Consider the following 26,347-nt stretch of genomic DNA (forward strand, 5'->3'; position numbering starts at 1 on the left):
CCTACAGACCAGATTTCGGTTCTGGCACATGTTCGATTAGCTTTTTGATGACGGCGTCGGAATCAATCTTCTCCGACTCCGCCTGAAAGTTCGTCAGCAAGCGATGCCGCAACACCGGCCCCGCAATCGCCCGCACGTCTTCGCATGACACGTTGTAACGCCCGTTCAGGATCGCGCGCGCCTTGCTCGCCAGGATCAGGAACTGCGACGCGCGCGGCCCGCCACCCCAGGTCAGCCAGCGATTGATGAAATCGGGCGCTTTGGGCGTGTTGGGGCGGCTGTGCGTGACCAGGTTGACGGCGTAGCGCGTGACGTGGTCAGCCGCCGGGATTTTGCGTACCAGCCGTTGAAAGGCCAGGATTTCGTCCGCACTCATCAGCCGCTCAAAGCGCACGTCCTGCGGCGACGTGGTCAGCTTGACGACCGCGACTTCGTCTTCTTCGGTCAGATAGCCGATGCGCACATTGAACATAAAACGGTCGAGTTGCGCTTCGGGCAACGGGTACGTGCCTTCCATCTCGATAGGGTTTTGCGTGGCGAGCACAAAAAACGGCTTGGGCAGTTCGTAGGTCGTACCTTGCACTGTAACGCTGCCTTCTTGCATGGCTTCCAAGAGCGCGGCCTGCGTCTTGGGCGGCGTGCGGTTGATTTCGTCGGCCAGGATGATGTTTGCGAAGACCGGGCCGCGAATAAATTGCATGGTGCGATGGCCGGTCGCGCGGTTCTCTTCGATGATCTCGGTGCCGGTGATGTCGGCGGGCATCAGGTCGGGTGTGAATTGGATGCGCTTAAACGAAAGATCAAGCACATTCGCCAGCGTGCGGATCAGCAGTGTTTTTGCCAAACCCGGCACGCCGGTGATGATCGTGTGTCCGCCGACGAAGAGCGACATCAGCACCTGTTCGATAACTTCATCCTGTCCGATGATCGCCTTGCGGACTTCATTCATGATGCGGTCGCGGGCGTGGGACAGTTTGTTCAATAACTCCTCGTCGCGGATCGCCTGTGTGTCAACAGCCATTCAGTTGTGGGTTCCTTTCGTCTCGAATGTATTGATGCAGTACCGGGAGCGGTAGCGACTGGGTACTGCCAGTGTCGAACATTGCGCAGAACCCGGTCGCTACCGCTCCCGGTACTGCACCGTGCATCTCAATGCGTCAGCGCATACACGATGTAATTCACGCCGAATTTATAGGCTTCGTTGGTTTCTTCGATGGGGCGGAAGGGGTTGTCCGAAAACTGCCAGAAGTCGCTCACATCGTAGTTGTAATCAATGACCATCATCAACCGCCCGGTCTCGTCTTCCAAGCCCCAAAATTCGGGGTTCAAGGTTTCGCGCGAGCCGTAACCACCGCCATAAATCGGCGCGACTTCCAGCGTCTTAATTGAGAAGAAGCAATTAAAGACCGGATGCGACAGGTCGAGCTTTTTCAACTCATATTCGGGAAACGCGCGTTTGACCTGCGCTTGTAAATTGGCGAACTGGCCCGGGCTGCGAAAGTCGTCCACCATGACAAAACCGCCGCGCAGCAGATATTCGCGTAACCCGGCAATTTCTTTGTCGCCTAAATTCATGAATCCGACTTCGCAAAGATAGACAAACGGATACTTGAACAACTGCGGATCGTCGAAGGAAAAGATCGGCTCGTTGGTATCCAGTGTGCAATCGGTCTTGGAGGTCTCAGCGATGATTTTCATCAGGTGCCGCCCCGCCGCTGGGTAATCATGCGACCAGGGCGGGCCGCCATCACCAAGTTGCAGGTTATAACCATACATAGATGCGTACTGGCTGGTGTCGAAACGGACGCGCGCAAAGGTGAAACGCCCGGACAAATCCTTTTGCAGCTTCGGCAGGTTGTTCTCAAATTCGGGCGGAGCGTCTACCCCTTGTTTGTTGTGACGCCCGCCGCCGCCGCCGCGTTGCGGGCGTTGGGCGAGCGCCAATCCCGCCACCAGACATAGGCTGAAAACGAGCCAGAGCACTTTGCGATGATTCAATGACAGCTTCGTCATACGACTTCCTCTTTCGCCAGCCTTAAGGATTACCGACCAGCTTCAACAACAAATCCTGCGCCTTATCAAATCCGGGGGCGAGTTCCAACGACTTTAGCACCGTCCGGCGCGCCTCTTTAACTTTACCCGCCGCCAAAAAGCCACGCGCCAGATTGAATTGCGCCTCGGCGATATTGGGCGGATTGGCCGCCAGCGCGACCTGGAATTCGCGAATGGCCGCGTCGTTTTGATTTGCTTCGAGTTGTAGATTGCCCGCCGCCGTATGTTCGGCGTGATCGAAGGGGTTGACGAAAAAGGCCAGTTTCAACAACTCCAACGCGCGCGCTTTGTCGCCTTGCTCCAGTTTCAGCTTGGACAGCTTCTGCAAGGCATCGTAGTTGTTTTCATCCACTTTGACCAACGCCTCGAGCATTTCGACAGTCGCGGCTTTGTCGCCGCGCGTTTCATAAATTCCCGCCAGCAATTCATAGGCATTGCCAGCGCCCGACTGGTAAGGGAATAGCTCAATGCAACGCTTCAAATGTGGAATGGCTTTGTCCGGCGCTTTGTCCTGCACGTAAAGCATCCCGGCGCGCAGGTTCAAGGTGAAATCATCCGGCTGGGCGGCAGCTTGCGTGTAAATGTCTTCCTTCTTCATCTCCGCCAGCGCCTTGTTTTTCCAACCTGATTCGAGCGCTTTGACGTATTTGCCCGCCTTGCTTTCGATATACGCCGCAAAAGCTTTGTCGAAATCCTCTTCGCTTAGTTTCAACGTCTCGCGCAGAATTTCAGGCGTGCGGTGTTTTTCTTTGTAGCCGCGCAGCATCGCCAGGATTGTATCGAAGCCATATTTGTCGTTGATGAACTGGCAAATCTGAGAGGCTTCAAAATACGCCAGCGTAATATCGTCTGGGCGTTTGGGCCGCATGAATCCGCCATCCAAATCGGCAATCTTGAACCAGCGTCCGTCAGCAAGGGCTTTCAGGTGCGAGGGATTCCAATCGTCGCCCCAGCCGGGCCGCGCGTTGTGTTCTTCAAAGACCGACAAGCCTTCCGAAAACCAGCGCGGGATCAAGTGATCGGTAATCTGCAACGTGACCACGTGCGTGTATTCGTGCCAGAGGGTGCTGCCCCAATTGAACTGGCCGCCGGGCCGTGACGACGGGGAATCCTGCACGATCAATTGACCGAAACAAACACCCAGCGCGCCACCCAAGCCTGGCAGGCCCAGCGTGCGCACGGCGAAGTCGTCATGATTCGGAAAGATTTCGGCGACGATGGGACTCTTGGGCGTGAATTTGTATTTCGCGGCCAGCTTTGCATGCACTTCATTCAGCAATTCGGCGGCGTAGACCTGAATGACCTCGCTCTCTTTGGCGTTGGTGCGAACGACGAATTCGCCCGCGTTGTAATCACGGAAATCGGCCATCGAATCCAGCAGATCGAGCGTGTTCTTGGCCCAGATGTTGAACGGGTCGTTTTTGAAAGCCAACTCGACTTCCTCACGACCCTCTTTCAACTGATTGCTGCGCAACAGGGCTTGGCCGAGCGCGAGATGCGACGACCACAGATTGGGCGTCAGTTCGATGGCTTTGCGCAGAAAGACGATGGATTCGTCATAACGGCGTTGAGAGGTGGCGTAATGCGCCAGCGTTTCATAAAGCTCGCCGCTGCGCGGATTGATCGCCAGCACGAATTTGACCGCCGCTTCGTAATCAGGCAAACGGTGGTTGACCCATTGCGACGCGGCGCGCAGCGCGTAGGCCTCCAACGAATTCGGATTGAGCTTCAGCACTTCGTCAATCTTCTTGGCGGCGTCAGCGTGGCGCTCGGCATCCAGATCAGAGCTGGCCTGGATGAGTTTGGCTTCGTAAAGATTGGGATTGATCGAGAGCGCCTTGGCCAGCGCCTGTTGCAGCGGCTCGCCCCCGTCGAGTTGCCGGTTGCGGGCGATGGCCAGATGCAGGCGCGCGCTGTTGGCGTTGATTTCGAGCGCGTCTTTGAAAAAGTCCGCCGCCTCGGCGTAGTTGTATTTCGCCGTGAACAATTCGCCGCCGCCGATGTGCGCGTCAATATATTTCCCGTCCGCCGCGATGGCGTCGAGATACATATCTTTCGCTTCCTGGTACTTTTCCAGATAGGCCAGCGCTGCCGCGATGCTGGTCAGCGCCGGTGCCTCGTCAACGTCGTTGTCTTCATAAAATTTGATGATGGACTGAAAGGCGAATTGCGATTCTTCCTCTTTGCCGGTCATGCGCAGCAATTCGCCGCGCCGCAAATCGGCGCGCAACTTACGCTCGAATTGCGGTTTGAGCGCGTCGAGCGCTGCCTCTTTGTCGCCCGCTTTCTTGATGGCCTCGTCAATCTGCTGGCTGACGCGCTCGAAATCCTTCAAGGCTTCAGCGTAACGGCCCGTCAGCGCCTCGACTTCGGCCAACGCCAACCGGGCGACGGCATTATTGGCTTTGCCGGTCAGATACTTTTTCGCGGTGGTTTCGACTTCGGTGTACTTGCCGGTTTCCAGGTAGGTGCGCAATAAGCCTTGCTGGGCGCGTTCGTCATCAGCTTTGGCGGTCAGTAATTGATTGAATTGCGTGACGGCGGTTTCATATTTGCCTTGCTGGAGCGCTTCTTCCGCTGTCTCGATGGTGATTTCCTGGGCGGCGACACAGGCGCAGGCTGTGATGAAACAAGCTAGGAGCAGCGCGACGAATAGTGAGGTAAAGCGCAACTCGTGTATTTGCCCGAGCACCCTGAAAGAGCGAGATTTAATAGCCGGGGGCCACGCTCCCGTAACCATCGCGCGATTTGCTTGGCCCTGAAAGGGCTGCACTGGGGTTTCAGATGTGGCCCCTTCAGGGCCAAAAACATTCTTGAACTGCGCACTGGGGGCGTTGCCCCCGGCTCTTGAATCTCGCCCTTTCAGGGCTGCAAACGTGCGCACTATTTGTCTTGCTAGCTTGAATGTCATCTTGCTCCAGCTCAGTTCGTTTTCTGCTTGGCGCGAATGCCTTGTCCGATGCGGGCCAGTTCGACCAACGATTTTTCCAGCTCGTTGTAATAATCGTCTTCGTTTAATTGCGCCTTGCGCGCCTTAATGCGTTCGATGTCGCCTTCCAGCCGCATTCTATCTTCGAATAATTTTGCCAGCACGGGGTCGCCGCCGGATTGTTGCTGGGGCAGGGAATCAAAATACGTCACGCGCGCCAGTCCGCCATCGCCCGCTTCGGCCTGTTGATGGCCAGCGCCATCGCCGTTGTCGTCAAGCAAAGCATGTTCCGTCGCCAGATTGCCTTTGCCCTCAAACTGCTTGGCGACCAGCTTAGTGGCGTAATCGAAGGCCTCCATGACAGAGACGCGCCCGCTTTTGTCGGCGTCGGCTTCAGGGTTCCCCAGAGCGTTGATGAAAAACTCCGGAAAGCGCGTCGCATTCTGTTCCATCCCGCTGCGCGTGGCCGTGATGACGATGCGATGGCCGCCCGTCAGGCTGCCGGAAAGCGGTTTGATAAACTCGCCGCTGGCGCTGGCCATGTTCACGACGACGACATTGCGCGCGGGCAGCGCATTGATCAGTTGCGCATATTCGTTGGTGCCTAAATCAGGGCCAACCAGATTGAACTTGGCGATTTTGCTGTTCGGGTCATAGGTGCCGTGTCCGATGAAAAAGACGAAGAGTTGCTGTTCGGGTTTCAATGTATTGCGCAACATCACAAAGGTCTGACGCACGACTTCGGCGCTGGCGCGCAACTCTTTGGCCGCTTCCACTGGCTTTTCGGTCAGAATGAAGGTGTGCTCTTCGGCAAAGCCCAACTTGTCCAGCAAGGCCGCGCGCAGCTTGGTTGTCCATTCGGCAAATTTTTTGCTGTACTGCTCTTCGCCACTGATGCCGCTGATGACGACCGCGTACTTGTTTTGATCGGGGGGCAACCGTGGCGCGGGTTTGGTTTCGGCGGGCATTTGCGCGGGGTTTTGCACTGGCACGCGCGCGCCGGGGTCTTGGGCGCAAGCCAGCGTGGCGAATGAACAGAGCCAGAAGGTTGTGGAAAGTAAGCAGCGCATTGAGCGGATAGAGCGTGTTAATGGTTTCATTCGTCAACTAATTGCTACGGGTTTTGAGCCACGTTTCAAAGGCTTCCAGTGCGTAGTCTTGTCCGGCGGTCTTACTCTGTTCCAGGAACGCCGCGAGTTCGGTTGCTTGCACCCGTGGAAAAGTCGGGCTACTGACGCGTTGCTGATATTGCCCCGCAACCAGTTCGTAGATTTCCAAAGCCGGGTCGTCGTAACGCCAAAACTCCGGCACGCCGAAGCGCGCGTAAGTCGTAATTTTGCTGTGCGAGTGACTGGTTAGATCAACCTCAATCACCAAATCCGGCGGCGGATCAACGCCCAGCTCGATTCGTTCTTTGCCGATTACCCTGGTCACGTCGCGCAAGTAGTAGCAGGAATCCGGCTCGGCGCTCAGACCCAGGTCCGGGCGTTTGAAAGTTGTCGAGCCAGCCGCGAGCGCCCGCAGTCCGTGGGCTTTGGCGAGGATACGCACCATTGCGGTCAGTGTCTCTTTATCGGTTTCGTGGCGATGGAGCGGCGCCATAACTTCCAAATCCCCTTCCGTGTAGGCTGTGCGTAACCCACGGTTATTGCCGAGTTCATCCAGCAAGGCTTCGTAAGCTTCCCAACTGACGTGCTGAAACATCTGACGCTGCCCAGGCTCAAGCTGGTGAATCCGGGTGAGCATTTCCATGACAGGGGCCGTCGCTGCTGCTGTCTTCATCGTTCCTCCTTCGTTTCTTTACGCCAGTCCTTTACGCTTGCGCAGAAACCATTCGCCACTCGCCAACCCAATCAACAGCAAAAAGTTGATCGGCATATCCCACAAATCTTTGCTCAAGCGTTCCGAATTCTTGCCCTCCAGTTGGGTGATCTCTTCGAGCAGTTCGTTGGCGCGGGCGAGCGGGTAATACTTGCCGCCGGTTTCCGCCGCGATGCGTTTGAGCAGTTCGACGTTTTGCGCCGCGTCGTTGAATTCGCGCGTGCGGTCGGTGACCAGAAAACTGGATTCCGCCACGCCCAAAGTTGCGCCACCGCGTTTGGCCGTGAGTTCCAGTTTGTAAACGCCTTTCTCATCGGGCGTGAACTCGCTGCGGTATTCGCTGGCTTGCTCGGTAAAGTTGATTTTCAAGGGCACGTCAACGCTCGCGCCGGAGGGTTTGGTGATGTGCGCGTTGACGACGGCGTCTTTCACCGTTTCCCATTTCTTGTCGTTGATCTCGCCGCGCAAATTGACGACATCGCCCTGCGCATAGACATCGCGTTCGGCGGCCACCTCGAATTGATTCGGTGTGGTGCTAACGACATAACGCAGCAGTTGCCGCCAGAAAGTTTCGTGCGCGTTGCTTTGCGAAGGCATTTCCATGCGCCAGCGCCAGGTGTCGTTGGCCGTGAAGGCCAGTGTGCGCCCGCGCCCATAGCGCTCTTCGGCCAGCAACGGAATTGCGCGGGTTTTATCCTGCGTGCTGCGCGCTTCCAGAATCAGCGTGGCGCCGGGTTTGAGGGTGGTCAGCATTTCGAGGACGGTAATCGCGGGCAGTTCATCCCAGGCCTTCGCGCTCAAATTGCGATCTTCGGCCAGCCGCGTGACGGCGTGCGTGCGGCCACGCGGCGTGAGCGCGGCTTTGAAATTGGAAACGGCCTCGACTTCCGGCTCTTCGGGGCGGTCGTTCAATACCAACGGCAGCAAATCAGCAATCGGTGTGTTGGCGTATTTGCCCGCATCAAACGAATGCCGTCCACCCAGGGCGAGGAAGCCGCCGCCACGCCGCGCCACAAATTGCTCGATCCATTTCAATTGGTCGTAGGTGAAAAAATTGGCCTCGAGAGTGCCGAGCACCAGACCCTGATAGCTGAACAACTCTTCATCGCTCAGCGGAAAACCCTTTTCCAATTCCGTCCCGCTCTCGACGCCCTGGCGATAAAACTTGCCATCGGCGGAGCGCAGGGAAGAGACGAGCACCAGATTCTTCTCGTTTTTCGCAAACGCCTTGCGCATGAAGCCATATTCCCAACGCGGCTCGCCTTCGATGTGCAAAATCTTGGGGTGATCGTTGGTGACTTGGATCAGGGCTTCTTGCGTGTTGTTTTCGAGCGTTGTTTCGGCGTCGAGCGGTTTGACTTCAAACATATAGCGATGCGTGCCGGGCGAGGTCGGCGTGTATTCGACCGTGACCGTTTGCGCTTCATTGGCCTTGATGTCGAAGTTTTCGGTCTTGACGGCCTTGCCATCTTCGCTGACGGCCAGCGCGACTTTCGTCGGGCCGTAACCGCTCAAGCGGATCAGGGCTTCGGCAATCACCGCCGAACCGGCCAACACGCGGCGTGGTGCGGTGACGCGCACCAATTCAGCATCTTTGAAGCGTTCTGTGCTGCCGACGCCCACGGTGAACACGGGCAGGTTGCGGGCTTTCAAATCGCGCAGTTGCGCCGCCAAATCGCGCGGCGTATTCGCCCCGCCATCCGTCAACAGCACCAAGGCCGACAGCGGTGTACCGGTCGCATCCTTGACGACTTCCTGCATCGCGTTGGCGAGGTCGGTCGCCGTGCCTTCGGCTTTGAGTTCGTCGAGACTCTTGAGTTTGGTGGCCGTCGTGGCAAAGCTGTATTGGCTGACTTTGAATTTATCGTCGAGACCTTTCGAGAATTTGCTGTCAGGTTTGAGCAGGTCTTTGGCTGCGTCTAAACGAGTGCGGCCATTTTCATCCTTCAAAGTCATGCTGCGCGAATCATCCGCTAGCACGGCCACGGCGGTGCTTTTTGGAATCACGGATGGTATGACGACCACGGGCCGCATCAGGATGATCGCCAGCAAGGCCACCAACGCTGTGCGCAAGGCGATCAACGCGGTGCGGTTCAGCGCGCTGATGCGGTAACTGGGGCGCACATAGACGAAGTAAATCAACGCACCCAAGGCCAAAGCCAAGAGCAGCAACACCCACCAGGCGGGACGATTGGCAAACCCGAGTTGGCCTTTGGCAAACGTAGACCAACGGTATTTGAAGAAGAGTTGTAAGAGCGTATCCATAACTTAAAGCTGCTCCAGATCATTTTGCGGGCCATCCTGTGTTTCTTCTAGCGGGTGAGTCAGTGGCATTATAAACAACCGGGACAGGATGTAAAAAAGCATTGCGCGCAACTGAAGACGTGTTGCAAGCTGCGCCAGTTTCGCAACTTACACATTCAACAGATTTTGAGAGAGAACCAAGCAATGAGGACTGCTGCCAGCACTAAAGATGCCTTGCCGTTTCCGCGCTGGTTTCGGTTAACCGGCCTTGTGCCCTTGGTTTTTTTCCTGGTGCGCTTGGTGGATTACGTCAAATGGGATACGCCTTCGCACCTCTGGTGGAGTTGTCACGTGGCAAATCTGACACTGGCGATTGGTATGCTGGCGGGGAATTCGTTGCTGATGCGGCTGGCGTCCTTGTGGTTGATCTTGGGCTTGCCGCCCTGGGTCTTGGATATGTGGGCGACGCGCCTTGTCTGGCCCGTCTCGTTGCTCACGCATTTGGGCGGCGCGCTGTTTGCGCTGTGGGTGATTGCCAAGGTGCGGATGGCGCGGGGCGTGTGGTGGTGGGCGTTGCTTTGGTTTCTGGCCTTGCAAGGAGTGTCGCGCTTTGTCACGCCGCCAGCAACAAACGTGAATGCTGCCTTTCACGGCTACGGCGCGTCGCAATATTGGTTCAACGGCTACTGGCAATACTGGCTGGCGAATACGGCGGGGGCGGCGCTGTTGTTGTGGTTGTTGGAATGGGGGCTGGCGCGGCTGTTCCCAGTGGTGAATGCGGCCAACGAGTAACCAGATTTACCTCTCGGAAGCCGCAAGGATTTCAATACGCTGGTTGCCAGCGCAATGCTTCGGCCAATTCGCGCTGGTTGTGTTGTGCGGTGTCAGATGCCGTGCGGCATTAAGTCATTGCACGGGCAGGCATACAATCGCTTCCATTATGAACACACAGGTCGTACTCAATTTACCGGAAGACACATACCGGCGCGGCACAATTCGCGGCTTACGCCCGGCGTGATCTGACTGAGGTGATTGCCGCAACTCTTACTACAGCGTTGCCTTCGTTGGAGGCCATCAATCAACTCAACGGCATTGCCAAATTACCGGATCGGGAAGTGCTGGCGTTGACGAAACTGCGTATGGAACCGCAGGCGGATCGCCGTTTGAGCGCCTTGCTCGACCGGCAACAAGCCGGGGAACTGAATGACTGCGAGAGCGCAGAATTGGCGGCGCTGATGCGCATTTACGAAATCAGCCTGCTGAGCCAGTCGCAAGCCTTGGCCGAAGCCGTTGAACGCAAGTTGATCCCACCTTTGGAGCCATGAGCAGCAAAATCCCGCAGGACGTCAAAGCGCGCGTTTGTGCTTCAGCCCAACATCGTTGCGGTTACTGCCTGGCCCAGCAACGTTACACACTGCTCGTCCTGGAAATCGAACATATCATTGCCAAAGCCAAAGGCGGCACGGAGGCTGAAGGGAATCTCTGGCTGGCCTGTCGTTTGTGCAATAACGCCAAAGGCATCTAAACGCACGCCCACGATCCGCTCACCAATAGGCGCGTCAAACTGTTTAACCCACGCACACAGCGTTGGAGCCGTCATTTCAACTGGAGCGAAGATGGAGTTGAGATCATTGGCCGGACGGCAAGCGGACGCGCCACCGTCGTAGCGTTGACCCTCAATAACGAAATCGCCTTGGTGGTGCGGCGGAACTGGGTGCGAGCCGGCTGGCATCCACCCGCAATGTAATTTCCGCCTCACTCTTCCAGCAGCTTCCCCGCGAACAGCGGCTGTCTCTGGGTACGCATCGCTTCCAGCGTGCGGTCTCGGCAGCAGACAGATGGATGCTGAAAGCGAACCCTCCGGCATCCATCTGTCTGCTGCTGAGACCGCACGCTGGAAGCGATGCGTGGCTTTGCACAAACCGTCCTGAAAAAGGCGGGCGATTTGTGCAAATGAAATTTCTGCACAAACCGCTGACTCGTATCACAATGCAAAACAAAAGGGCAAAGCCAACCGATTTGTGCAATTCCAATTCGATTTATGCCGGTTTGTGCAAAGCCGCGATGCGTACCCAGGGTTCACTCTTCCAGCAGCTTCCCCGCGAACAGCTTCTGCCCGCCCAGCGACGTGTGGAACGCATAAATCGTCAGCGCCAGAATTGCGCCAACAACTACCATCGCTGAGCTTGTGTACCACGCGGAGAAATGCAGTGTGATGGGGAAAGACAGTAGGCCGCTGATAACCAGATAACAAGCAAAAGCAACATAACCAAAGCGCAGCATAATGCTGACCATCAGGAGGTAGCTTAATCCAGCCAAAAGTGCGGACCTCAACGGGCTGTCTGAATTCGAAGATCCCAACCAGCAACCAAACGCGACAAAAATTGCCGCAGCCAACCATTCTCGGCGTGTGATGATGCGCAACAAAAACAGGAATAACAGAATGAACAATGCCAACAGCAGCATTGAACTCAGGTTGTTCATAAAACTTGAGGCAAGCAGGAAGCGTAAACCTGACCAGGAAGAACGCTCGGAATTTTCAGGTATGACTGCCTGCCGAAGATTGGCGAGCCGTTCAAGCAGCCAGAGTGTCTGCGTCACAATGCCGAAAAGAATGCCAATGAGCAGATCGCGGCTCACCAATGGATCACGCAGGCTACCGCTCAATAACCGGCTCCACGAAACCAGCACCACCGGCCAATGCCGCCGCACGTAAGGTTCCAGCGCGATATAAAGCAACCAACTCAGGCTCGCCCAGAGGAGCGAACGGCTAACCCCCTGAAAGAAGAACCCATACAATTCACCTAAATGGGGCGCATGACTTGCAGCAAAAAGCCAGGTAAGCAACTGGACGGAGAAAATAAAAGCCGCCAGCCGGAACGCCCCGCGACGATCCCCGCGCCCCTGACGAACATTGTAGCGAACGAGCAGCAAGGCTCCGAATAGGACGAGTAGCAAGATGACGGGAACAACGATATTGCTGATGTGTGTTTGAGGCGTCTGAATCCCTTGGGGTTTAGTCCAGGGCCAGATCAGATGAAAATAAACCGGTTTGCCACGATAAGCAGCAGCTTCTATGCGTAGCGGAATTTCCGGTTGAGCCGGATGAACTCCTGCCCAGGCGGCTCGCACATCACAAGCCGCCAGAGGCGTCCATTCCGGCTCGGTTGACGCAAAAGTTGTTGCATCAAGCCCAGCGGCAGCGAACAACGGCTTCCAATCAGGCGGCGGCGCTATGGCATGAGTTTGATCCAGTTGTGGCGGCACAGCTTCGAATCGGCTCAAGCGTCCTTGCAGATCCAGCCAAACGCTCACCATGCCCGGAAAGTCCCGCGGCGGATCGTAAGCAGTAATCCACCCGTCATCCCACGATTGAAGGTACTGCGGACTTTGACGATACCAATAGACGATTACTGACCGCCCTTTTGTGACTTGATCTAATTGCTTTTCCGCCGGGATATTCCGATTAACGTATGACAAATAATCGAAGTCCTGACCGAACCCAAAAGCGCTATCAGCCGGGCGCTCTGTATATCCAACCTGTCGCGTCAAATCACGTGCTTTGTGCGTTAGGTCATCAGGTGAATTTTGGCGCGAAAGCGAGAGCGTGGGAGACGCTTTATCACGCAAAAAAGCATTGACGACTAAGCCAACGATGATCGCCAGCATACACGCCACCGCATACATTGGCTTCATCCCCATCTTTGATCCCGCCGCCGCGACCATCTCCGGCGATGGCGTTTCGCCCAACGCCAGCGCCGCCGCCAGCGGATCACCACCCGGCAACGCATCAGCAACTTGGTTGGCCGACGCCAACCGTTTCGACGGGTCTTTCTCCAAACACCGCAAGATCACGCGCTCGACCAGCGGATCAATGTCCTTCACCCAGGACGACGGATTGGTCGGCGCACTGCTCTCGTGCATCTTCTGCAATTCAGCCAGCGAACCCGCTTCAAACACGCGCTTGCCCGTGAAGATTTCGTAGAGCACCAGGCCCAGCGCGTAGATGTCGCTCTTCGTCGTCACCTCTTTGCCCGCGAACTGTTCGGGCGACATATAGGCAGGCGTGCCCGCCATCACTTCGCTGCCTTTGATCTGTTCGGCGAATCCGGCCAGGCCGAAGTCGGTGATGCGGACGCGGCCTTTGCCATCCAGCATCACGTTCGCCGGTTTTAAATCGCGGTGCAGCACGCCCGCTTCGTGCGCGGCGGCAAGTCCGGCGCAGAGTTGATTCGCAATCTCGACGGCTTTGTCCGAGGGCAAGCGACCGATGCGGCGCAGCAACGACGACAGGTCTTCGCCATCCACATATTCCATTGAGAGAAAATGTAGATTGCCCGAAGAAGTCGTCACGTCGCCGATGTCGTGGACGCGGCAGACGTTCGGATGCGTGACGCGGTGCGCCATCGAGACTTCGCTGTGAAAGCGCGCGAGCATCGTTTTGTCGTTTGAAAGCTTTTCGGTCAGGAACTTGAGCGCGACCGGGTGGCCGAGTTTCAGATCGTCGGCGCGATAGACTTCGCCCATCCCGCCGCGTCCGAGCAAGCCGATGATGCGGTAGCGTTTGTTGAGCGTCGTGCCGGGTGTGAAGCGGGTCTTCTCGCTCGGCTCATTCGCCAGCAATCCGGCAGCCTGTTGAATCGCGCCGCCGATCAAATCGCCCGCCGCTGCCTGGTAAACCAGCAGCGATTCGACTTCGTGGCGCAGCCCGGCGTCGGCGCCGCAGGCTTTAGCCAGAAAGGCGGCACGTGCGGCTGGTTCAAGTTCCAACGCCGATTGAAAGACTTGCTCAACCTGCTGCCAGCGGTCAGGCGACAATGGCATTTGCGAATTCAGCACGAGGTCAACTGCTGGAGCATGCGCCAAGCGCCGCGTGGCGTCTTCGTGAAACGAAAGCAGTGCTTCCGCGCCCAGACGCAATGGCAAATCATCGGCGCAGGATTGCTGCAACACAGCCGAGCGTGTAGCGGCATCGGCGGCGATGGCGGAGTTGACGAGGTCTTTGATCTGCTGCCAACGTTCTGGAGTCATAGTGGTTCCTCCTGGATTAAAGTAAAACTGCCTACCGCCCACTGCCTACCGCCTCTGTATCTGCCGCCCCAGCCACGCCTCCGCCATCCGCATATCGCGCCGCAGCGTGGCGACGGAAAGGCCGGTGACTTCGGCAATCTCGTCCATGCTCAAGCCGCCAAAGTAGCGCAATTCGATGATGCGGCTTTTGCGTTCGTCGAGTTTTGCTAAGTCACGCAAGGCGTCGTCAAGCGCGATAACGTTGGGTGCGGGCACGGCGATGGCTTCAGCCAAAGGCAAAGCCGCCGCGCCCGCGCCGCGTTTGGCTGCCGCGTGGGCGCGCGCGTGGTCTACCAGAATCTGGCGCATGAGGCGCGCGGCGATGCCTATGAAATGCGCGCGGCTCTGCCAGTCCACTTGTGCCACTTGCTGTTGATTGATCAGTTGCAAGTAGGCTTCGTTGACCAGCGCGGTGGCTTGCAAGGTGTGATCGGCGCGCTCGCGGCCCACATAGCGCGCAGCCAGACGGCGCAATTCGTCATAAACCAGCGGCGTGAGCTGTTCCAAAGCTCCGGCCGCGCCATTGCGCCAGGCCAGCAGCAGTTGTGTTACGTCGTGCGTCGAGGCAGGTGTCATCCTCTCTCCTAGCGGGTCTTCCGGCAGGCTTTCAGTTGACGAATGAAGCGCCGGAGAGTTTTGCCATTTCGCGCGCACCGCGTCAATCAATTGACTGACACACGTTTGGGTTTGTTGTAAGCGGCCTGTCAGCAGCGGCATAACACGTTCTCATTCAACCAATGCGGATTTCAGAGCGGCAATCGCTCACGCCGGAAAGAAAAAAAAGCGCGGGCGGTTGAATCAGCTTCAACCCCCGCGCCTGGTGTATTCGTTGGCAGTAATGACTGGTTTGGTGAAAGTCTCAGCCGCCGTAGCGTTTGAACAACAGCGCCGCATTCGTGCCGCCAAAGCCGAAGCTGTTGGACAGCGCGTATTCCAGCTTGGTCTGCCGCGCCACATTGGGCACGCAATCCAAATCGCAATCGGGATCGGGCGTTTCGTAATTGATCGTCGGTGGAATGATTTGATGGTAAACCGACAACGCCGTGATGCCCGCTTCCAAGCCGCCCGCGCCGCCCAGCAGGTGGCCGGTCATGGACTTGGTCGAACTGATCGCCAGCTTGTAAGCGTGCTCGCCAAAGGCGGCCTTGATGGCGTCAGTTTCGTTCTTGTCGCCGAGTGGCGTCGAGGTGCCGTGGACGTTGATGTAATCCACCTGATTCATTTCGATGCTGCCGTCCTTGATGGTGCGCAGCATGACGCGGCGCGGGCCATCTACGTTGGGCGCGGTCATGTGGTAGGCGTCGCCGGTCATGCCGTAACCGACGATCTCGGCATAAATCTTCGCGCCACGCGCCTGGGCGTGTTCCAGTTCTTCGAGCATGAGAATGCCCGCGCCTTCGCCGATGACGAAACCATCGCGGTCTTTGTCAAACGGACGCGAGGCGCGCGCGGGGTCGTCATTGCGTGTCGAGAGCGCCTGCAAACGGGCAAAGCCGCCCACCGACATAGGCGTGATGGCGCCTTCGCTGCCGCCGCAGATCATCGCCAGGGCGTCGCCGCGTTGAATGATTTTGAAACTGTCGCCAATGGCGTGTGCGCCCGTGCTGCACGCCGTCGCCGTCGCCGAATTCGGCCCCTTCGCACCCGTCATAATCGAGACATGGCCGGAAGCCAGGTTCACAATCGAAGCCGGAATGAAGAAGGGCGAAATGCGGCTCGGCCCACCTTCCATCATCTTGGTGTGTTCGCGCTCGAAGACGCCAAAGCCGCCGATGCCGCTGCCGATGTAAACGCCGACTTCCTCGGCCAGGTCGCCCGCGATTTGCAAGCCCGAATCACGCAACGCTTCCATGGCCCCGGCCACCGCGTAGTAGATGAAGTTATCCATCTTCTTCAGTTCTTTTTTCTCGATGAACTTGGCGGGGTCGAAGCCTTTGGCTTCGGCGGCGAATTTGACCGTGTGCTGGCTGGTGTCGAACTTCGTGATGTAATCCACGCCGCTGCGCCCGGCCAGCAGGCCCGCCCAAGTTTCTTCAGTTGTGTTACCGAGCGGGCTGACCATACCGATGCCGGTGACGACCACGCGCCGCTTGGGAATGAAGTTGCTCACAAGCACTCCTTGAAATCAAAAGGCAAAAACCAAAAATCAAAAAGGCTGGGCCCGCATTATGGGCGGCCCGCTGGAACTGGCGAATATTTGCCCGTTGATTTTTGCCTTTTGCCTTTTGCCTTGCTCACGCGGTGCGCGCCTATTTCTTGTGCGCTTCGATGTAATCAAAGGCATCGCGCACGCTTTGAATCTTTTCGGCTTCCTCGTCGGGAATCTCGATGCCGAATTCTTCTTCAAACCGCATTACGAGTTCAACCGTATCGAGCGAATCGGCGCCGAGATCGTCTATGAAGCGGGCGTTGTCGGTGACCTCTTCCCGGTCTACACCGAGTTCTTCGGCAATAATGTCTTTAACCTTATCCGCAATTGAATCTGCCATGAGTTCCTCCACTGAGAAGTCTAGTTATTGATTTAGTTTGCTTAGTGCGCCACGCCCTTTGCTTTGGTCTTGCTGAAACGGGAACCGCTGCCAAACGCGCGTGCCGCCCTGTATTCACATATACATTCCGCCATTGACGTTGATCACCTGACCGGTGATATAGCCTGCCTCATCGGAGGCCAGGAACGCAACCGCATGTGCGACGTCCAGGTCAGTCCCCGGACGTTTGAGTGGAATCTGTTCGAGCAGCGCCGTGCGTGCCGCTTCATTGAGCACCGCTGTCATCGGCGTTTCGATAAAGCCAGGCGCGACCGCATTGACCGTGATGTTGCGCGAGGCATATTCGCGCGCCACGGCTTTGGTGAAACCGATCAAGCCGGCTTTGGCCGAAATGTAATTGACCTGGCCGGCGTTACCGGCTTGGGCGACCACCGAGGTCAGATTGATGATGCGGCCCTTGCGCGCCTTGGTCATCATCGGCAGCACTTGTTGCGTGGCCAGAAAAACGCCCGTCAGATTGGTTTGAATGACCGTCTCCCAATCTTCGCGTTTCATACGCAGCAGCAAGCCGTCGCGCGTAATCGCCGCGTTGTTGACCAGAATGTTAATCGGGCCTAGCTCTTTCGCCACCCGCTCAATCGCGGCTTTGATTTCTTCAGCATTGCCAAGATCGCCGCGTACAGCCAGCGCCCGGCGACCTTTCGCGCGAATCTCCTCGGCGACGGCTTCGCATTTATCGAGCGAGCGCGCCAGCACCGCGACATCCGCGCCGCAGTCGGCCAGCACGAGTGCCGTAGCGCGGCCAATGCCTTGCGAGCCGCCGGTGACGAGAGCAATTTGTCCGTTGAGATTGAGCATCGTGAATTTGAGTTGCGAGATTCTTGGTTATGCACGCCCCTACTGTCAACGCAGTCAAGCCGCGTTCGTCGTCAAGCGCTACTCCTTTGACTCAAGGCCTCTGTGGTTGCTTGCAGGCTTCCCGCATTTTCCATATTGAGCAGCGTGACTTCTTTGCCCAACTCTTTGGCGATGGCCTTGACCAAACCGGACAGCACCTTGCCGGGGCCAACTTCAACAAACGTGCTGACGCCCTGTTCCAGCAGCAAGTTGATGCTGTCCGTCCAGCGCACGGCTGCTGAAATCTGGCGCACCAACGCCGCGCGTGCTTGCGCTCCGTCAGTGGTGAGCGCTGCGTCTACATTATTGACGAGAGGGAATTGCAACGGGTTGAACGTCGTGGCCGCCAGGAGCGGTTGCATTTGCTTCTGCGCCGGCAGCATCAATGCGCAATGAAACGGCGCACTGACTTTCAGCAGCATTGCGCGGCGCGCGCCACGGGCTTTGCACTCTTCGATGGCGCGCTCGACAGCGGCGGTTTCGCCCGCGATGACGATCTGCGTGGGCGTGTTGAAATTGGCGGGCGCGCAGATTTGCCCTTGGGCCGCCGCCGCACAAGCTTCCGTGACGTTGACAGCGTCAATGCCCAGGATGGCGGCCATTGCCCCGACGCCCACAGGAACAGCGGCCTGCATAAATTCGCCACGCTGCCGCACCAGTTTGACGGCTGCGCTGAGCGGCAATGCCCCAGCCGCCACCAAAGCCGAATACTCGCCCAAGCTCTGTCCAGCCACGAAATCAGGCTTGAATCCTTTTTCAGCTAATGCCCGAAAGGCAGCTATTGAAGCGGTCAGAATGGCGGGTTGCGTATTGGCCGTGAGTTGCAGGTCGGCGTCAGGCCCCTCGAAACAGAGGTTGCTGAGCGCCCAGCCCAACGCCTCATCGGCCTCCTCAAAAACTGCTTTGGCAACCGGGAAAGTGTTGGCCAATTCGCGCCCCATGCCTGCGTGCTGTGAGCCTTGGCCGGGAAAGATGAAAGCTAGTTTGCTCATGCGTAAATGGGTTGCGGTCGGTACGTTGGTCAAGGATTGACGACCGCAGCCTTGCTTAGTTCTGCTTCGATACTCTCGTTGAGTTTGCCTTTGTAAAACTCTTTGGCAATGCGGATGGCGTTGCGAATCGCTTTGGGTGACGAACTGCCGTGACAGATGACGGTCAATTGTTTGGCGCCCAACAACGGCGCGCCACCCAGCTCGGAATAATCCAGGCGCTTCTTGACGTTTTGAAAGGCAGTGCGCGCCAGCAGTGCGCCGGCCTGCGTCAGATAGGTTTGGCCCAATTCGCCGCGTAACAAATTCATGATCGCCGCGACCAGGCCCTCGCTGGTTTTCAGGATGACGTTGCCGGTGAAACCGTCACAGACAATCACGTCCACCTCGCCCGTGAAAATATCGCGCCCCTCGACGTTGCCGACGAAATTGATCGGCGCGGCGCGCAATAAGCGCAGCGTTTCTTTGGTCAGGTCGTTGCCCTTGATTTCTTCTTCGCCGATGCTCATCAACCCGACTTTCGGATTGTGGGCGCCCAGAATGTTGCGTGAGTAAACCGCGCCCATCACAGCGAACTGTTTCAAATGTTCGGGCTTGCATTCGGCGTTGGCCCCTACGTCCAGCAGCACTGTGCCGCGCCCTTTCATCGTCGGGAAAATTCCCGCCAGGGCCGGGCGATCTACAGAGGGTAAGGTGCCCAGCACCAGCTTCGCCGTCATCATCACCGCGCCGGTGTTGCCTGCGCTGACCAGGCCGTGCGCTTTGCCTTCGCGCACCAATCGGGCGGCCACGCGGATCGAAGAATCGCGTTTGCGGCGCACCGCGTGGGCTACCGAATCTTCCATCGTGATGACTTCGCTCGCGTGAACGATTTCGATGTGCAGGCGGTGCTGGCGCGGGTTCTCGTAGCCTTGCCGCGCCAGTTCGGCGCGCAGCACGTCCTCTTGTCCGACCAGCAAAATGCGGACGCGCAAATCGTGCGCCGCCTGAATTGCGCCTTCGATTTCGATGGCGGGTGCGTTGTCTCCGCCCATTGCATCAACGGCGATGGTAGTCAGCATGCGAGAGAAGTCGTGACTGTCCGGCAGACAAGGAAAAAGGATGAAACCTGCGTCTCATCCTTTTTGGTAGGGTGCTGCAGCGTAAGCTAGACCGCCTCTTTGGCGATGACTTGGCGTCCATCGTAATAACCGCATTTGGCGCAAACGCGATGCGGTAACTTGGGCGCTTGACAGTTCGAACAGGCGGACGAGCCTACCGCCGTCAGGGCGTCATGCGTGCGGCGCTTGCGGCCGCGTGATTTCGAGTGGCGTCGTTTCGGATTTGGCATGGTCGTATCTCCAAAAAATAGTCGTTATTAGTTCAGTCTTGCTGTTTATTCTGGCGGTTCGAGTTGCGCTTTCAACTCAGCCAGTTCTTGCCAGCGTGGATCAACCAACGGCTGGCAATTGCAAGCATCAGTATTCAAATCGGCCCCACACTGGGCACAAATCCCGCGGCAGTCTGCCTGGCAGAGCACGCGCACCGGCAGCGCCAATTCAAGCTGTTCGCGGATCACCTGATCCACATCCAGTTCGTCGTTCTCGTAAAAAGAGAACTCCAGATCACGTTCGTGTAATTCGGTCTCGCCCTTCGCCACGCGCTCTGCTTCCAGCGGGATAAAGACGAGGTTGACAGCCTGGTCAATCGTGACGGCAACATCGGTCAAACAACGGTCGCAGGGAACACTCAGCGCCGCTTTTAACGCGCCCTCAAGTTTGACATCCATTCCCGAACGCTTGAGGCGTCCAGCGATCCAGGGCGATTCAGTCAACGCAAACTCGTGCGCGCTCACATCGAGTTCACCGGTTTGATATTGCTGTTCGAAGCGCGTTCCTTCGACAGGCAAGTGCGCCAGCGAGATTTTCATAGCGATACCTGCGGTGACAAAAGGCTGTCATTATAGGTTTGGTCAAAGCTTTGTCAACCGAGGCCAAAAGCTGACCGATGCCTTTGTGTGGCAGAACAATTGATGTACACTGCGCGCTTCTTTTTTCAGAGAGGAAGTCAAATTACTGACATGGGCAAAACCATTCGCGCCATTGTCGCTGGCGCTACCGGCTATTCAGGCCGCGAACTGATTCGATTGTTGTTGAATCACCCCCAGATTGAACTGGTGGGGTCTTATGCCTCACGCACGGCTGAAACACAGCCCCTCGCCGCCATTCACCCGCAATTGCTCGGCCTGACGTCCGGCGACTGCGAGCCATTTGATGAAGCGGCTGTTACACGGTTAAGACCCGATTTGATTTTTCTGGCGACACCCAACGAATTTTCCCACGAAGTTGTGCCCACCCTGCTTGAAACCGGCGCCACCATTGTGGACATCAGCGGTGCTTTTCGTCTGAAAGACGCGGCGCTTTACGCAAAATACTATGGGTTTGAGCATACGCGCCCGGATTTGCTCAAGCAGGCGGTTTACGGGCTGACCGAATTTGTGCGCGCCGAATTGAAAGGCGCGAAACTGATCGCCAATCCGGGTTGTTATGTGACTTCGGTTTTGGTGCCGCTGACTCCGCTGCTGCAAGCGGGTTTGGTTGAAACAAGCCAGCCGTTGATTTGCGATGCGAAATCCGGCGTTACAGGCGCAGGCAAGACGCCGAACGCCGGGACGCACTTTGTTGAAGTGAGCGAAAGCCTCAAGAGCTATAACTTATTCAAGCATCGCCACACGCCGGAGATCGCCCAGGGATTGGGACTTGCGAATAGCCCCGCTGCGTTGATTTTTACGCCGCATTTACTGCCGATCAATCGCGGCATCCTCTCGACGATTTACGCCAAATTGAAAGCCGGTGTGACGCGCGCCGACATTTTGCAAGCTTGGCAGCAGGCCTTTGTTGGCGCGCCATTCGTGCGCATCTTTGCTGGCGCGCAATTACCGGAAATTAAATTCGCCGCCAACACGCCCTTTTGCGACATCGGTTGCTCTGTGGATGAAGCCACCGGCCAGGCGATCATCGTTTCCGCCGAAGACAATCTGCTCAAAGGCGCGTCCAGCCAGGCTTTGCAGAACGCCAACCTCGCGCTGGGCTTGGATGAAAAGGCGGGCCTCTTATGCCTCTTATGAAGGAAGCGCTGAGCCGCGCGGTCATCAAATTGGGCGGCAGCGTGCTCGTGGACGGTAAGTTGCGCGCGCAACTGCTGGCGCAGATCGCGGAACTCAAACGCGCCGGGCAGGCGCTCGTCATCGTGCACGGCGGCGGCAAACAGATTGCCGCGCTGCTCAAACAGCTTCAGATCGAATCGCATTTCCACGACGGCCTGCGTGTGACCGATGCCGCCGCGCGTGATGCCGTGCAGATGATGCTGGCGGGTAAGATTGGCAAAGACCTGGTCGCTGAACTCGCGCAATACGGTCTGACCGCAGTCAGCCTCACCGGCGGCGATGGACTGAGTTTCTTAGCCGAAAAGACGCTAGCTGAGGACGGCAGTGATCTCGGCTTCGTCGGCAGCATCACGCGCACAAGCAACCGTCTGATAACGGCCTTGATGAATGCGGAGATGTTGCCAGTGGTGGCGTGTGTGGCGTTGGGGGCTGATGACTTTGCGTATTACAATATCAATGGCGATCAGATGGCGGCGGCGGTAGCAGGTGGTTGTCAGGCTGAAACCTTAGTTTTCGTGACTGATGTCGGAAGTGTCTCGGATAGCGCGGGGCAGCCGCTAGCTGGATTGCAGCGCGCACAGATTGTTGAATTGCTGGAAACAGGCGTGGCCAGCGGCGGCATGCGGCCCAAGCTGCGTGCCTGTTTGGAAGCGTTGGACGCGGGCGTGAACCGCATCCTGATTGTCGGCGCGGCCACTGAAAATGTCTTGCCGCGCGCCTTTGCTGGCGAGGCCGGGCTGGGCACACGCATTTCCTGAGATGAGCAAATATCTTTTTGTTTATGGCTCGCTGCGGTCTGGCTTTACGCCAACGGAAGTGCAGCCGTCATTGAATGGGATAACGCTGATTAGTCCGGCGACCGTGCGTGGCTGGCTTTACGATCTGGGCGAATATTCAGGCGTGCAGCTTGCTGAGGATGGCGGATTGGTCGTCGGTGAACTGCTCGAAATGAGCGACGCGCCAACGCAATTGCGCGTGCTTGACAGTTATGAAGGAATTGATGAGCACGACTTATCGCAATGCCTGTTCGTAAGAACAAAATGCCGCACTGCTTTGCCGGATGGGCAATCAGTTGAAGCCTGGATTTACGTTTACAACCAATCGCTGACAAATGCCCGCTTGATCGAAAGCGGCGATTACGCAGAGGTCGCAAGGCGGCCCCTGGAAACTGAAGCAATCTGAAATTTCAACTAGAGCGGAGAAATTGAGAAGCGAAATGGAAGCTGTTGCCACCGAGACTGAACCCTTAACCGAAGACCTGGTCGAAGCGCCTGCTGTAGCACCCGCCATCACGCTGGATTACATTCGTGAACTGGAAAGCCAGTATGTGATGCAGACTTACGCGCGCAACCCCGTGATGTTCGTGCGCGGCAAAAACTCGACGGTATTTGACGACAAGGGCAAACCGTATCTGGATTTCATCGCGGGCATCGGCGTCAACGTCTTGGGTTACGATCACCCGGTGGTGCGCCGCACACTCCGCGAACAGGCCAGCCTGCTGCACACCTCCAATCTTTATTACCATCCGTATCAAGGCCAACTGGCCGAACGCTTGGTCAAAGCCTCCGGCTTGGCGCGCGTCTTCTTTGCCAACACCGGCACCGAAACGACTGAAGGCGCTTTGAAACTTGCCCGCGCCTGGCAAAAGCGGCGCGGGCGTGCCGACCAATTCGAATTCGTTGCGCTGACCAATTCCTTTCACGGGCGCACCTTTGGCGCGCTTTCAATCACGGCGCAGCAGAAATACCGCGAACCGTTTGAACCGCTGGTGCCGGGCGTGCACTTCATAGACCCCAGCAACTGCGCCGACGATTTTGCCGAAGCCCGTGCCGCGATTACCGAACGCACTGCTGCCATCGTGATTGAAACCATCCAGGGCGAAAGCGGCATTTATCCGATCAGCGATGACTTCTTAAAAGTCGTGCGCGAACGTTGCGACGAAACCGGCGCGTTGCTGATTTTGGACGAAGTGCAATGCGGGTTGGGCCGCACGGGCACGACCTTCGCGTTTGAGCACACCTCGGTGACGCCGGATATTCTGACCGTCGCCAAACCGCTTGGTTTGGGCGTGCCGCTCGGTGCGTTCATCGCTTCGGAAAAAGTTGCGGATGGTTTGCAGCCGGGTGATCACGGCACGACCTTTGGCGGCGGGCCGTTGGCTTGCCGTTTGAGTTTGGAATTCCTGAAGCTGCTCGACGAAGGCAAGCTGATGCAGCGTGTGATCGAAGTCGGCAATTACTTCCGCAAGAAGCTGCGCCGTCTTCAACGCGAACTGCCTGAATACATCAAAGAGGTGCGCGGCCTGGGGCTGATGGTCGGGATGGAACTGACCTTCCCCGGCAAAAACATCGTCAGCCAAATGCTCGAACGCGGCTTTTTGATGAATTGCACGCACGATGTGACGTTGCGCTTTCTGCCGCCGTACATCATCACCAAAGCCGAGATCAAAGCCCTGGTCGAAAACCTGGCAGAGGTGATTGCTGCTGAAGGGGCCAAGGCGTTGGCCGCGAAAGGGGAGGGCTGAGCATTGAGTAACGAACTGGTCATCCGCAAAGCCCGCACGCGCGACGCAGTGCAAATTCACCATTTGATTAACGAATTTGCCCGGGAGGAAGTCATGTTGCCGCGTTCGCTCTTGAGCGTTTACGAAAATATCCGCGACTTTTATGTGGCAGCCGAGGGCGACCGCGTGCTGGGTTGTTCGGGACTGCATTTCACCTGGGGCGATATGGCGGAGGTTCGTTCCTTAGCCGTGCATCCGGATGCTGGCGGCAAAGGCATTGGGCGCGCGTTGGTCGAGTCGAACATTGCCGAGGCGCGCGAACACGATTTGATTCAGGTCTACGCCTTCACCTACGTGACGGGCTTTTTTGACAAGCTCGGCTTCCGCGTCGTGCCGCACGAAGAGATGCCGCGCAAAACCTGGATGGATTGCGTCAACTGCCCGAAGTTCAACTGCTGCGATGAAATTGCGATGGTGCTGGACTTGGTTGCCGACCGTCGGCCTGAAGCCTTTGATGTTTCGCAGGTGGGCGTGCCTATCGTGAAGATCGAGCGCCCCGCTGAATGGTTCAGGACTTACGCAGAACCATTGCCACAGAGGCACGGAGTCACAGAGGAAAGGCCTGCCTGACCGGTAAACTCTCGCTCTTGCTCTGTGTCTCGGTGCCTCTGTGGCAAATTCCCGGCTTTTGCGTAAGTCCTACGGTTATAAGACCTGACGCGCGAAAGTTGCATTCCCAAATCCGAACAGGAACTGTTTGTTAGCGAACAGGGGAAAGTCCGGCAGCATGTGTTCGCCTGATCCTAAAGCCTGTTCTCAAAGCGTTTGCCTGTGGCCAACGCGACTTTTGCACTGGCACAGAAATTGGAAAGGACAGAACGCAGACTGTTTCCGGCTGACTGTTAAGCTTGGCTGTTGCAAGGCGTTCTATGACAATGAGTAAGAAGGTAGCAGCGATTGATTTTTCGGTGACCGCGCCGCAAGGCTTTCTGGCCGGGACGACGCGCGCCGGTTTGAAAAAGGCGGGCGAAGATTTCGCCGTGATTGTGTCTGAACGCCCGGCTGTCGCCGCCGCAGTCTTCACGACAAATTTAGTACAAGCCGCGCCGGTTTTAGTTTCGCAAGAACATCTTCGTTACCGTTCGCACCGCGCCATCGTCGTCAATTCCGGCGGCGCAAATGCCTGCACAGGCGAAGCCGGGTTAAATGACGCCCGGCGCACGGCGGCCCTGGTGGCCGCGCAAATTGGCTGCCAACCCGCAGAAGTTTTGGTCTGTTCCACCGGCGTGATCGGGCAACGGCTCAATATGCAAAAGATCGCAGCCGGTGTGCAAGCAGCAGCCGGGCAACTTTCGCGCGCCGCTGGCAGCCAGGTTGCCGAAGCGATCATGACCACCGACACGCGGCCCAAACGCGCCAGCAAGAAATTCAAGCTGGACGGACGCACGGTCACAATTGCCGGAGTTGCAAAAGGCGCGGGGATGATTCATCCCAATATGGCGACGATGCTGTCTTTTGTGACGAGCGATGTGGCGATCAGCAAGCCGGCTTTGAAAACGGCGTTGCGGCAGGCGGTGAGAAAGACCTTCAATCGGCTCTCGGTGGATGGCGATACTTCCACCAATGATACGCTGGCGATTCTGGCGAATGGCGCAGCCGGGAATGCGCCTATCACGAAAGCTAGTGGCGCTGACTTTGAGGCATTCACCGCCGCGCTCACGGCGGTTTGCCGCGACCTGACGATTCAAATTGCGCGGGATGGCGAAGGCGCGCGGAAGTTAATCACGATTCACATCAAACACGCGCCGACCGAACGTGCGGGCGAAAAGATCGCCGCGACGATTGCGACCAGCCCGCTGGTCAAAACCGCGCTGGCCGGCGCGGACGCCAATTGGGGCCGCATTCTGGCGGCGGCTGGACGCAGCGGCGTTCGTTTTGATGTTTCAAAGGTTGAGATCAAGCTGGGCTCGTTGGTCGTCGCCCGCAATGGCGGCGGTCTCAAATTCGATGAAGCCCGTGCGCTGGAAATTCTCAAGCGTGCTGAGGTCGCGCTCACCGTGGACTTACATCAAGGCGAGGCCGAGGTCACGGCTTGGACGTGCGATCTGACCGAAGATTACATTCACATCAATGCCGACTATCGTTCGTAACCGTCGCCGTGCAGGTTCGCTTTGACAGTTTTTTGCAACTGATTCCAAAATGCTTTCG

At 57.2% G+C, this 26,347-nt stretch carries 23 protein-coding genes and 1 pseudogene; 9 read left to right on the top strand and 15 right to left on the bottom strand.

From position 1 onward, the window contains the following. Position 1: 1 nt before the first annotated feature. The 6 genes from HY011_24835 to HY011_24860 all read right to left on the bottom strand — a co-directional run bounded on the left by HY011_24835 (position 2) and on the right by HY011_24860 (position 9,067). Positions 2-1,021 carry an AAA family ATPase gene (locus HY011_24835; GenBank protein ID MBI3426169.1) on the bottom strand — a complete coding sequence of 340 codons (1,020 nt, stop codon included), beginning with the start codon at positions 1,019-1,021 and terminating at the stop codon, positions 2-4. A gap of 128 nt (positions 1,022-1,149) precedes the next feature. Beyond that, a complete protein-coding gene (locus tag HY011_24840; GenBank protein MBI3426170.1) occupies positions 1,150-2,013 on the bottom strand; it encodes a DUF4159 domain-containing protein in 864 nt (287 codons plus the stop codon). Positions 2,014-2,035: 22 nt separating this feature from the next. Next, entirely contained in the window at positions 2,036-4,723 is a 2,688-nt protein-coding gene (locus HY011_24845) for a tetratricopeptide repeat protein (GenBank protein ID MBI3426171.1), read from the bottom strand. A gap of 251 nt (positions 4,724-4,974) precedes the next feature. Next, entirely contained in the window at positions 4,975-6,081 is a 1,107-nt protein-coding gene (locus HY011_24850; GenBank protein MBI3426172.1) for a hypothetical protein, read from the bottom strand. 7 nt (positions 6,082-6,088) lie between these two features. Next, complete coding sequence (locus HY011_24855; protein ID MBI3426173.1) at positions 6,089-6,763, bottom strand: Uma2 family endonuclease; 675 nt, start codon at positions 6,761-6,763, stop codon at positions 6,089-6,091. A gap of 18 nt (positions 6,764-6,781) precedes the next feature. Next, the gene (locus HY011_24860) at positions 6,782-9,067 is read right to left on the bottom strand and encodes a VWA domain-containing protein (GenBank protein ID MBI3426174.1); all 2,286 of its coding nucleotides are present in this window, start codon (positions 9,065-9,067) and stop codon (positions 6,782-6,784) included. Between the two features lie 183 nt (positions 9,068-9,250). Between HY011_24860 and HY011_24865 the strand changes: the two genes are divergently transcribed. From HY011_24865 to HY011_24875, 3 genes and pseudogenes are all read left to right on the top strand, one after another. After that, positions 9,251-9,838: a hypothetical protein gene (locus tag HY011_24865; GenBank protein ID MBI3426175.1), complete on the top strand. Its 588-nt coding sequence runs from the start codon at positions 9,251-9,253 to the stop codon at positions 9,836-9,838. A gap of 236 nt (positions 9,839-10,074) precedes the next feature. Next, a complete protein-coding gene (locus tag HY011_24870; protein ID MBI3426176.1) occupies positions 10,075-10,371 on the top strand; it encodes a hypothetical protein in 297 nt (98 codons plus the stop codon). Further along, positions 10,368-10,793: pseudogene (locus HY011_24875) on the top strand (HNH endonuclease). Before HY011_24870 ends, HY011_24875 begins: the two are co-directional and overlap by 4 nt. 332 nt (positions 10,794-11,125) lie before the next feature. On the opposite strand, the gene HY011_24880 reads toward HY011_24875, so the two are convergent. The 9 genes from HY011_24880 to HY011_24920 all read right to left on the bottom strand — a co-directional run bounded on the left by HY011_24880 (position 11,126) and on the right by HY011_24920 (position 20,400). Continuing rightward, on the bottom strand, positions 11,126-14,077 hold the full coding sequence (locus HY011_24880; GenBank protein ID MBI3426177.1) for a serine/threonine protein kinase: 2,952 nt from the start codon (positions 14,075-14,077) through the stop codon (positions 11,126-11,128). A gap of 45 nt (positions 14,078-14,122) precedes the next feature. Beyond that, the gene (locus tag HY011_24885; GenBank protein MBI3426178.1) at positions 14,123-14,692 is read right to left on the bottom strand and encodes a sigma-70 family RNA polymerase sigma factor; all 570 of its coding nucleotides are present in this window, start codon (positions 14,690-14,692) and stop codon (positions 14,123-14,125) included. A 283-nt stretch (positions 14,693-14,975) separates the two neighbouring features. Next, positions 14,976-16,214 carry a beta-ketoacyl-ACP synthase II gene (gene fabF, locus HY011_24890; GenBank protein MBI3426179.1) on the bottom strand — a complete coding sequence of 413 codons (1,239 nt, stop codon included), beginning with the start codon at positions 16,212-16,214 and terminating at the stop codon, positions 14,976-14,978. A gap of 151 nt (positions 16,215-16,365) precedes the next feature. Further along, positions 16,366-16,605, bottom strand: a complete 240-nt coding sequence (locus HY011_24895; GenBank protein MBI3426180.1) for an acyl carrier protein — start codon at positions 16,603-16,605, stop codon at positions 16,366-16,368. 114 nt (positions 16,606-16,719) lie between these two features. Continuing rightward, positions 16,720-17,463, bottom strand: a complete 744-nt coding sequence (gene fabG / locus HY011_24900; protein MBI3426181.1) for a 3-oxoacyl-[acyl-carrier-protein] reductase — start codon at positions 17,461-17,463, stop codon at positions 16,720-16,722. 71 nt (positions 17,464-17,534) lie between these two features. Continuing rightward, positions 17,535-18,494 (bottom strand): ACP S-malonyltransferase, encoded by a 960-nt coding sequence (gene fabD / locus HY011_24905; protein ID MBI3426182.1) that lies wholly within the window; start codon positions 18,492-18,494, stop codon positions 17,535-17,537. Between the two features lie 29 nt (positions 18,495-18,523). After that, positions 18,524-19,552 carry a phosphate acyltransferase PlsX gene (plsX, locus tag HY011_24910; protein ID MBI3426183.1) on the bottom strand — a complete coding sequence of 343 codons (1,029 nt, stop codon included), beginning with the start codon at positions 19,550-19,552 and terminating at the stop codon, positions 18,524-18,526. A gap of 86 nt (positions 19,553-19,638) precedes the next feature. Beyond that, on the bottom strand, positions 19,639-19,821 hold the full coding sequence (gene rpmF / locus HY011_24915) for a 50S ribosomal protein L32 (GenBank protein ID MBI3426184.1): 183 nt from the start codon (positions 19,819-19,821) through the stop codon (positions 19,639-19,641). A gap of 45 nt (positions 19,822-19,866) precedes the next feature. Further along, the gene (locus HY011_24920; GenBank protein MBI3426185.1) at positions 19,867-20,400 is read right to left on the bottom strand and encodes a DUF177 domain-containing protein; all 534 of its coding nucleotides are present in this window, start codon (positions 20,398-20,400) and stop codon (positions 19,867-19,869) included. 150 nt (positions 20,401-20,550) lie between these two features. Here HY011_24920 and argC point away from each other — a divergent pair, with 150 nt between their 5' ends. The 6 genes from argC (at position 20,551) to argJ (ending at position 26,289) form a co-directional block, all read left to right on the top strand. Continuing rightward, the gene (gene argC / locus HY011_24925) at positions 20,551-21,597 is read left to right on the top strand and encodes an N-acetyl-gamma-glutamyl-phosphate reductase (protein MBI3426186.1); all 1,047 of its coding nucleotides are present in this window, start codon (positions 20,551-20,553) and stop codon (positions 21,595-21,597) included. After that, positions 21,585-22,394 (top strand): acetylglutamate kinase, encoded by an 810-nt coding sequence (gene argB, locus HY011_24930; protein ID MBI3426187.1) that lies wholly within the window; start codon positions 21,585-21,587, stop codon positions 22,392-22,394. The genes argC and argB overlap by 13 nt, the downstream gene beginning before the upstream one ends. 1 nt (position 22,395) lies before the next feature. After that, on the top strand, positions 22,396-22,818 hold the full coding sequence (locus tag HY011_24935; GenBank protein MBI3426188.1) for a gamma-glutamylcyclotransferase: 423 nt from the start codon (positions 22,396-22,398) through the stop codon (positions 22,816-22,818). Between the two features lie 34 nt (positions 22,819-22,852). After that, positions 22,853-24,160, top strand: coding sequence for an aspartate aminotransferase family protein (locus HY011_24940; GenBank protein ID MBI3426189.1), 1,308 nt, complete (start codon positions 22,853-22,855; stop codon positions 24,158-24,160). 15 nt (positions 24,161-24,175) lie between these two features. Continuing rightward, positions 24,176-24,769: an N-acetyltransferase gene (locus tag HY011_24945; protein ID MBI3426190.1), complete on the top strand. Its 594-nt coding sequence runs from the start codon at positions 24,176-24,178 to the stop codon at positions 24,767-24,769. A gap of 305 nt (positions 24,770-25,074) precedes the next feature. Further along, positions 25,075-26,289, top strand: a complete 1,215-nt coding sequence (gene argJ / locus HY011_24950; protein MBI3426191.1) for a bifunctional glutamate N-acetyltransferase/amino-acid acetyltransferase ArgJ — start codon at positions 25,075-25,077, stop codon at positions 26,287-26,289. The last annotated feature ends 58 nt before the right edge of the window (positions 26,290-26,347 follow it).

The organism is Acidobacteriota bacterium (assembly GCA_016196035.1).
In the GTDB taxonomy this organism is placed as follows: Bacteria; Acidobacteriota; Blastocatellia; order RBC074; family RBC074; genus JACPYM01.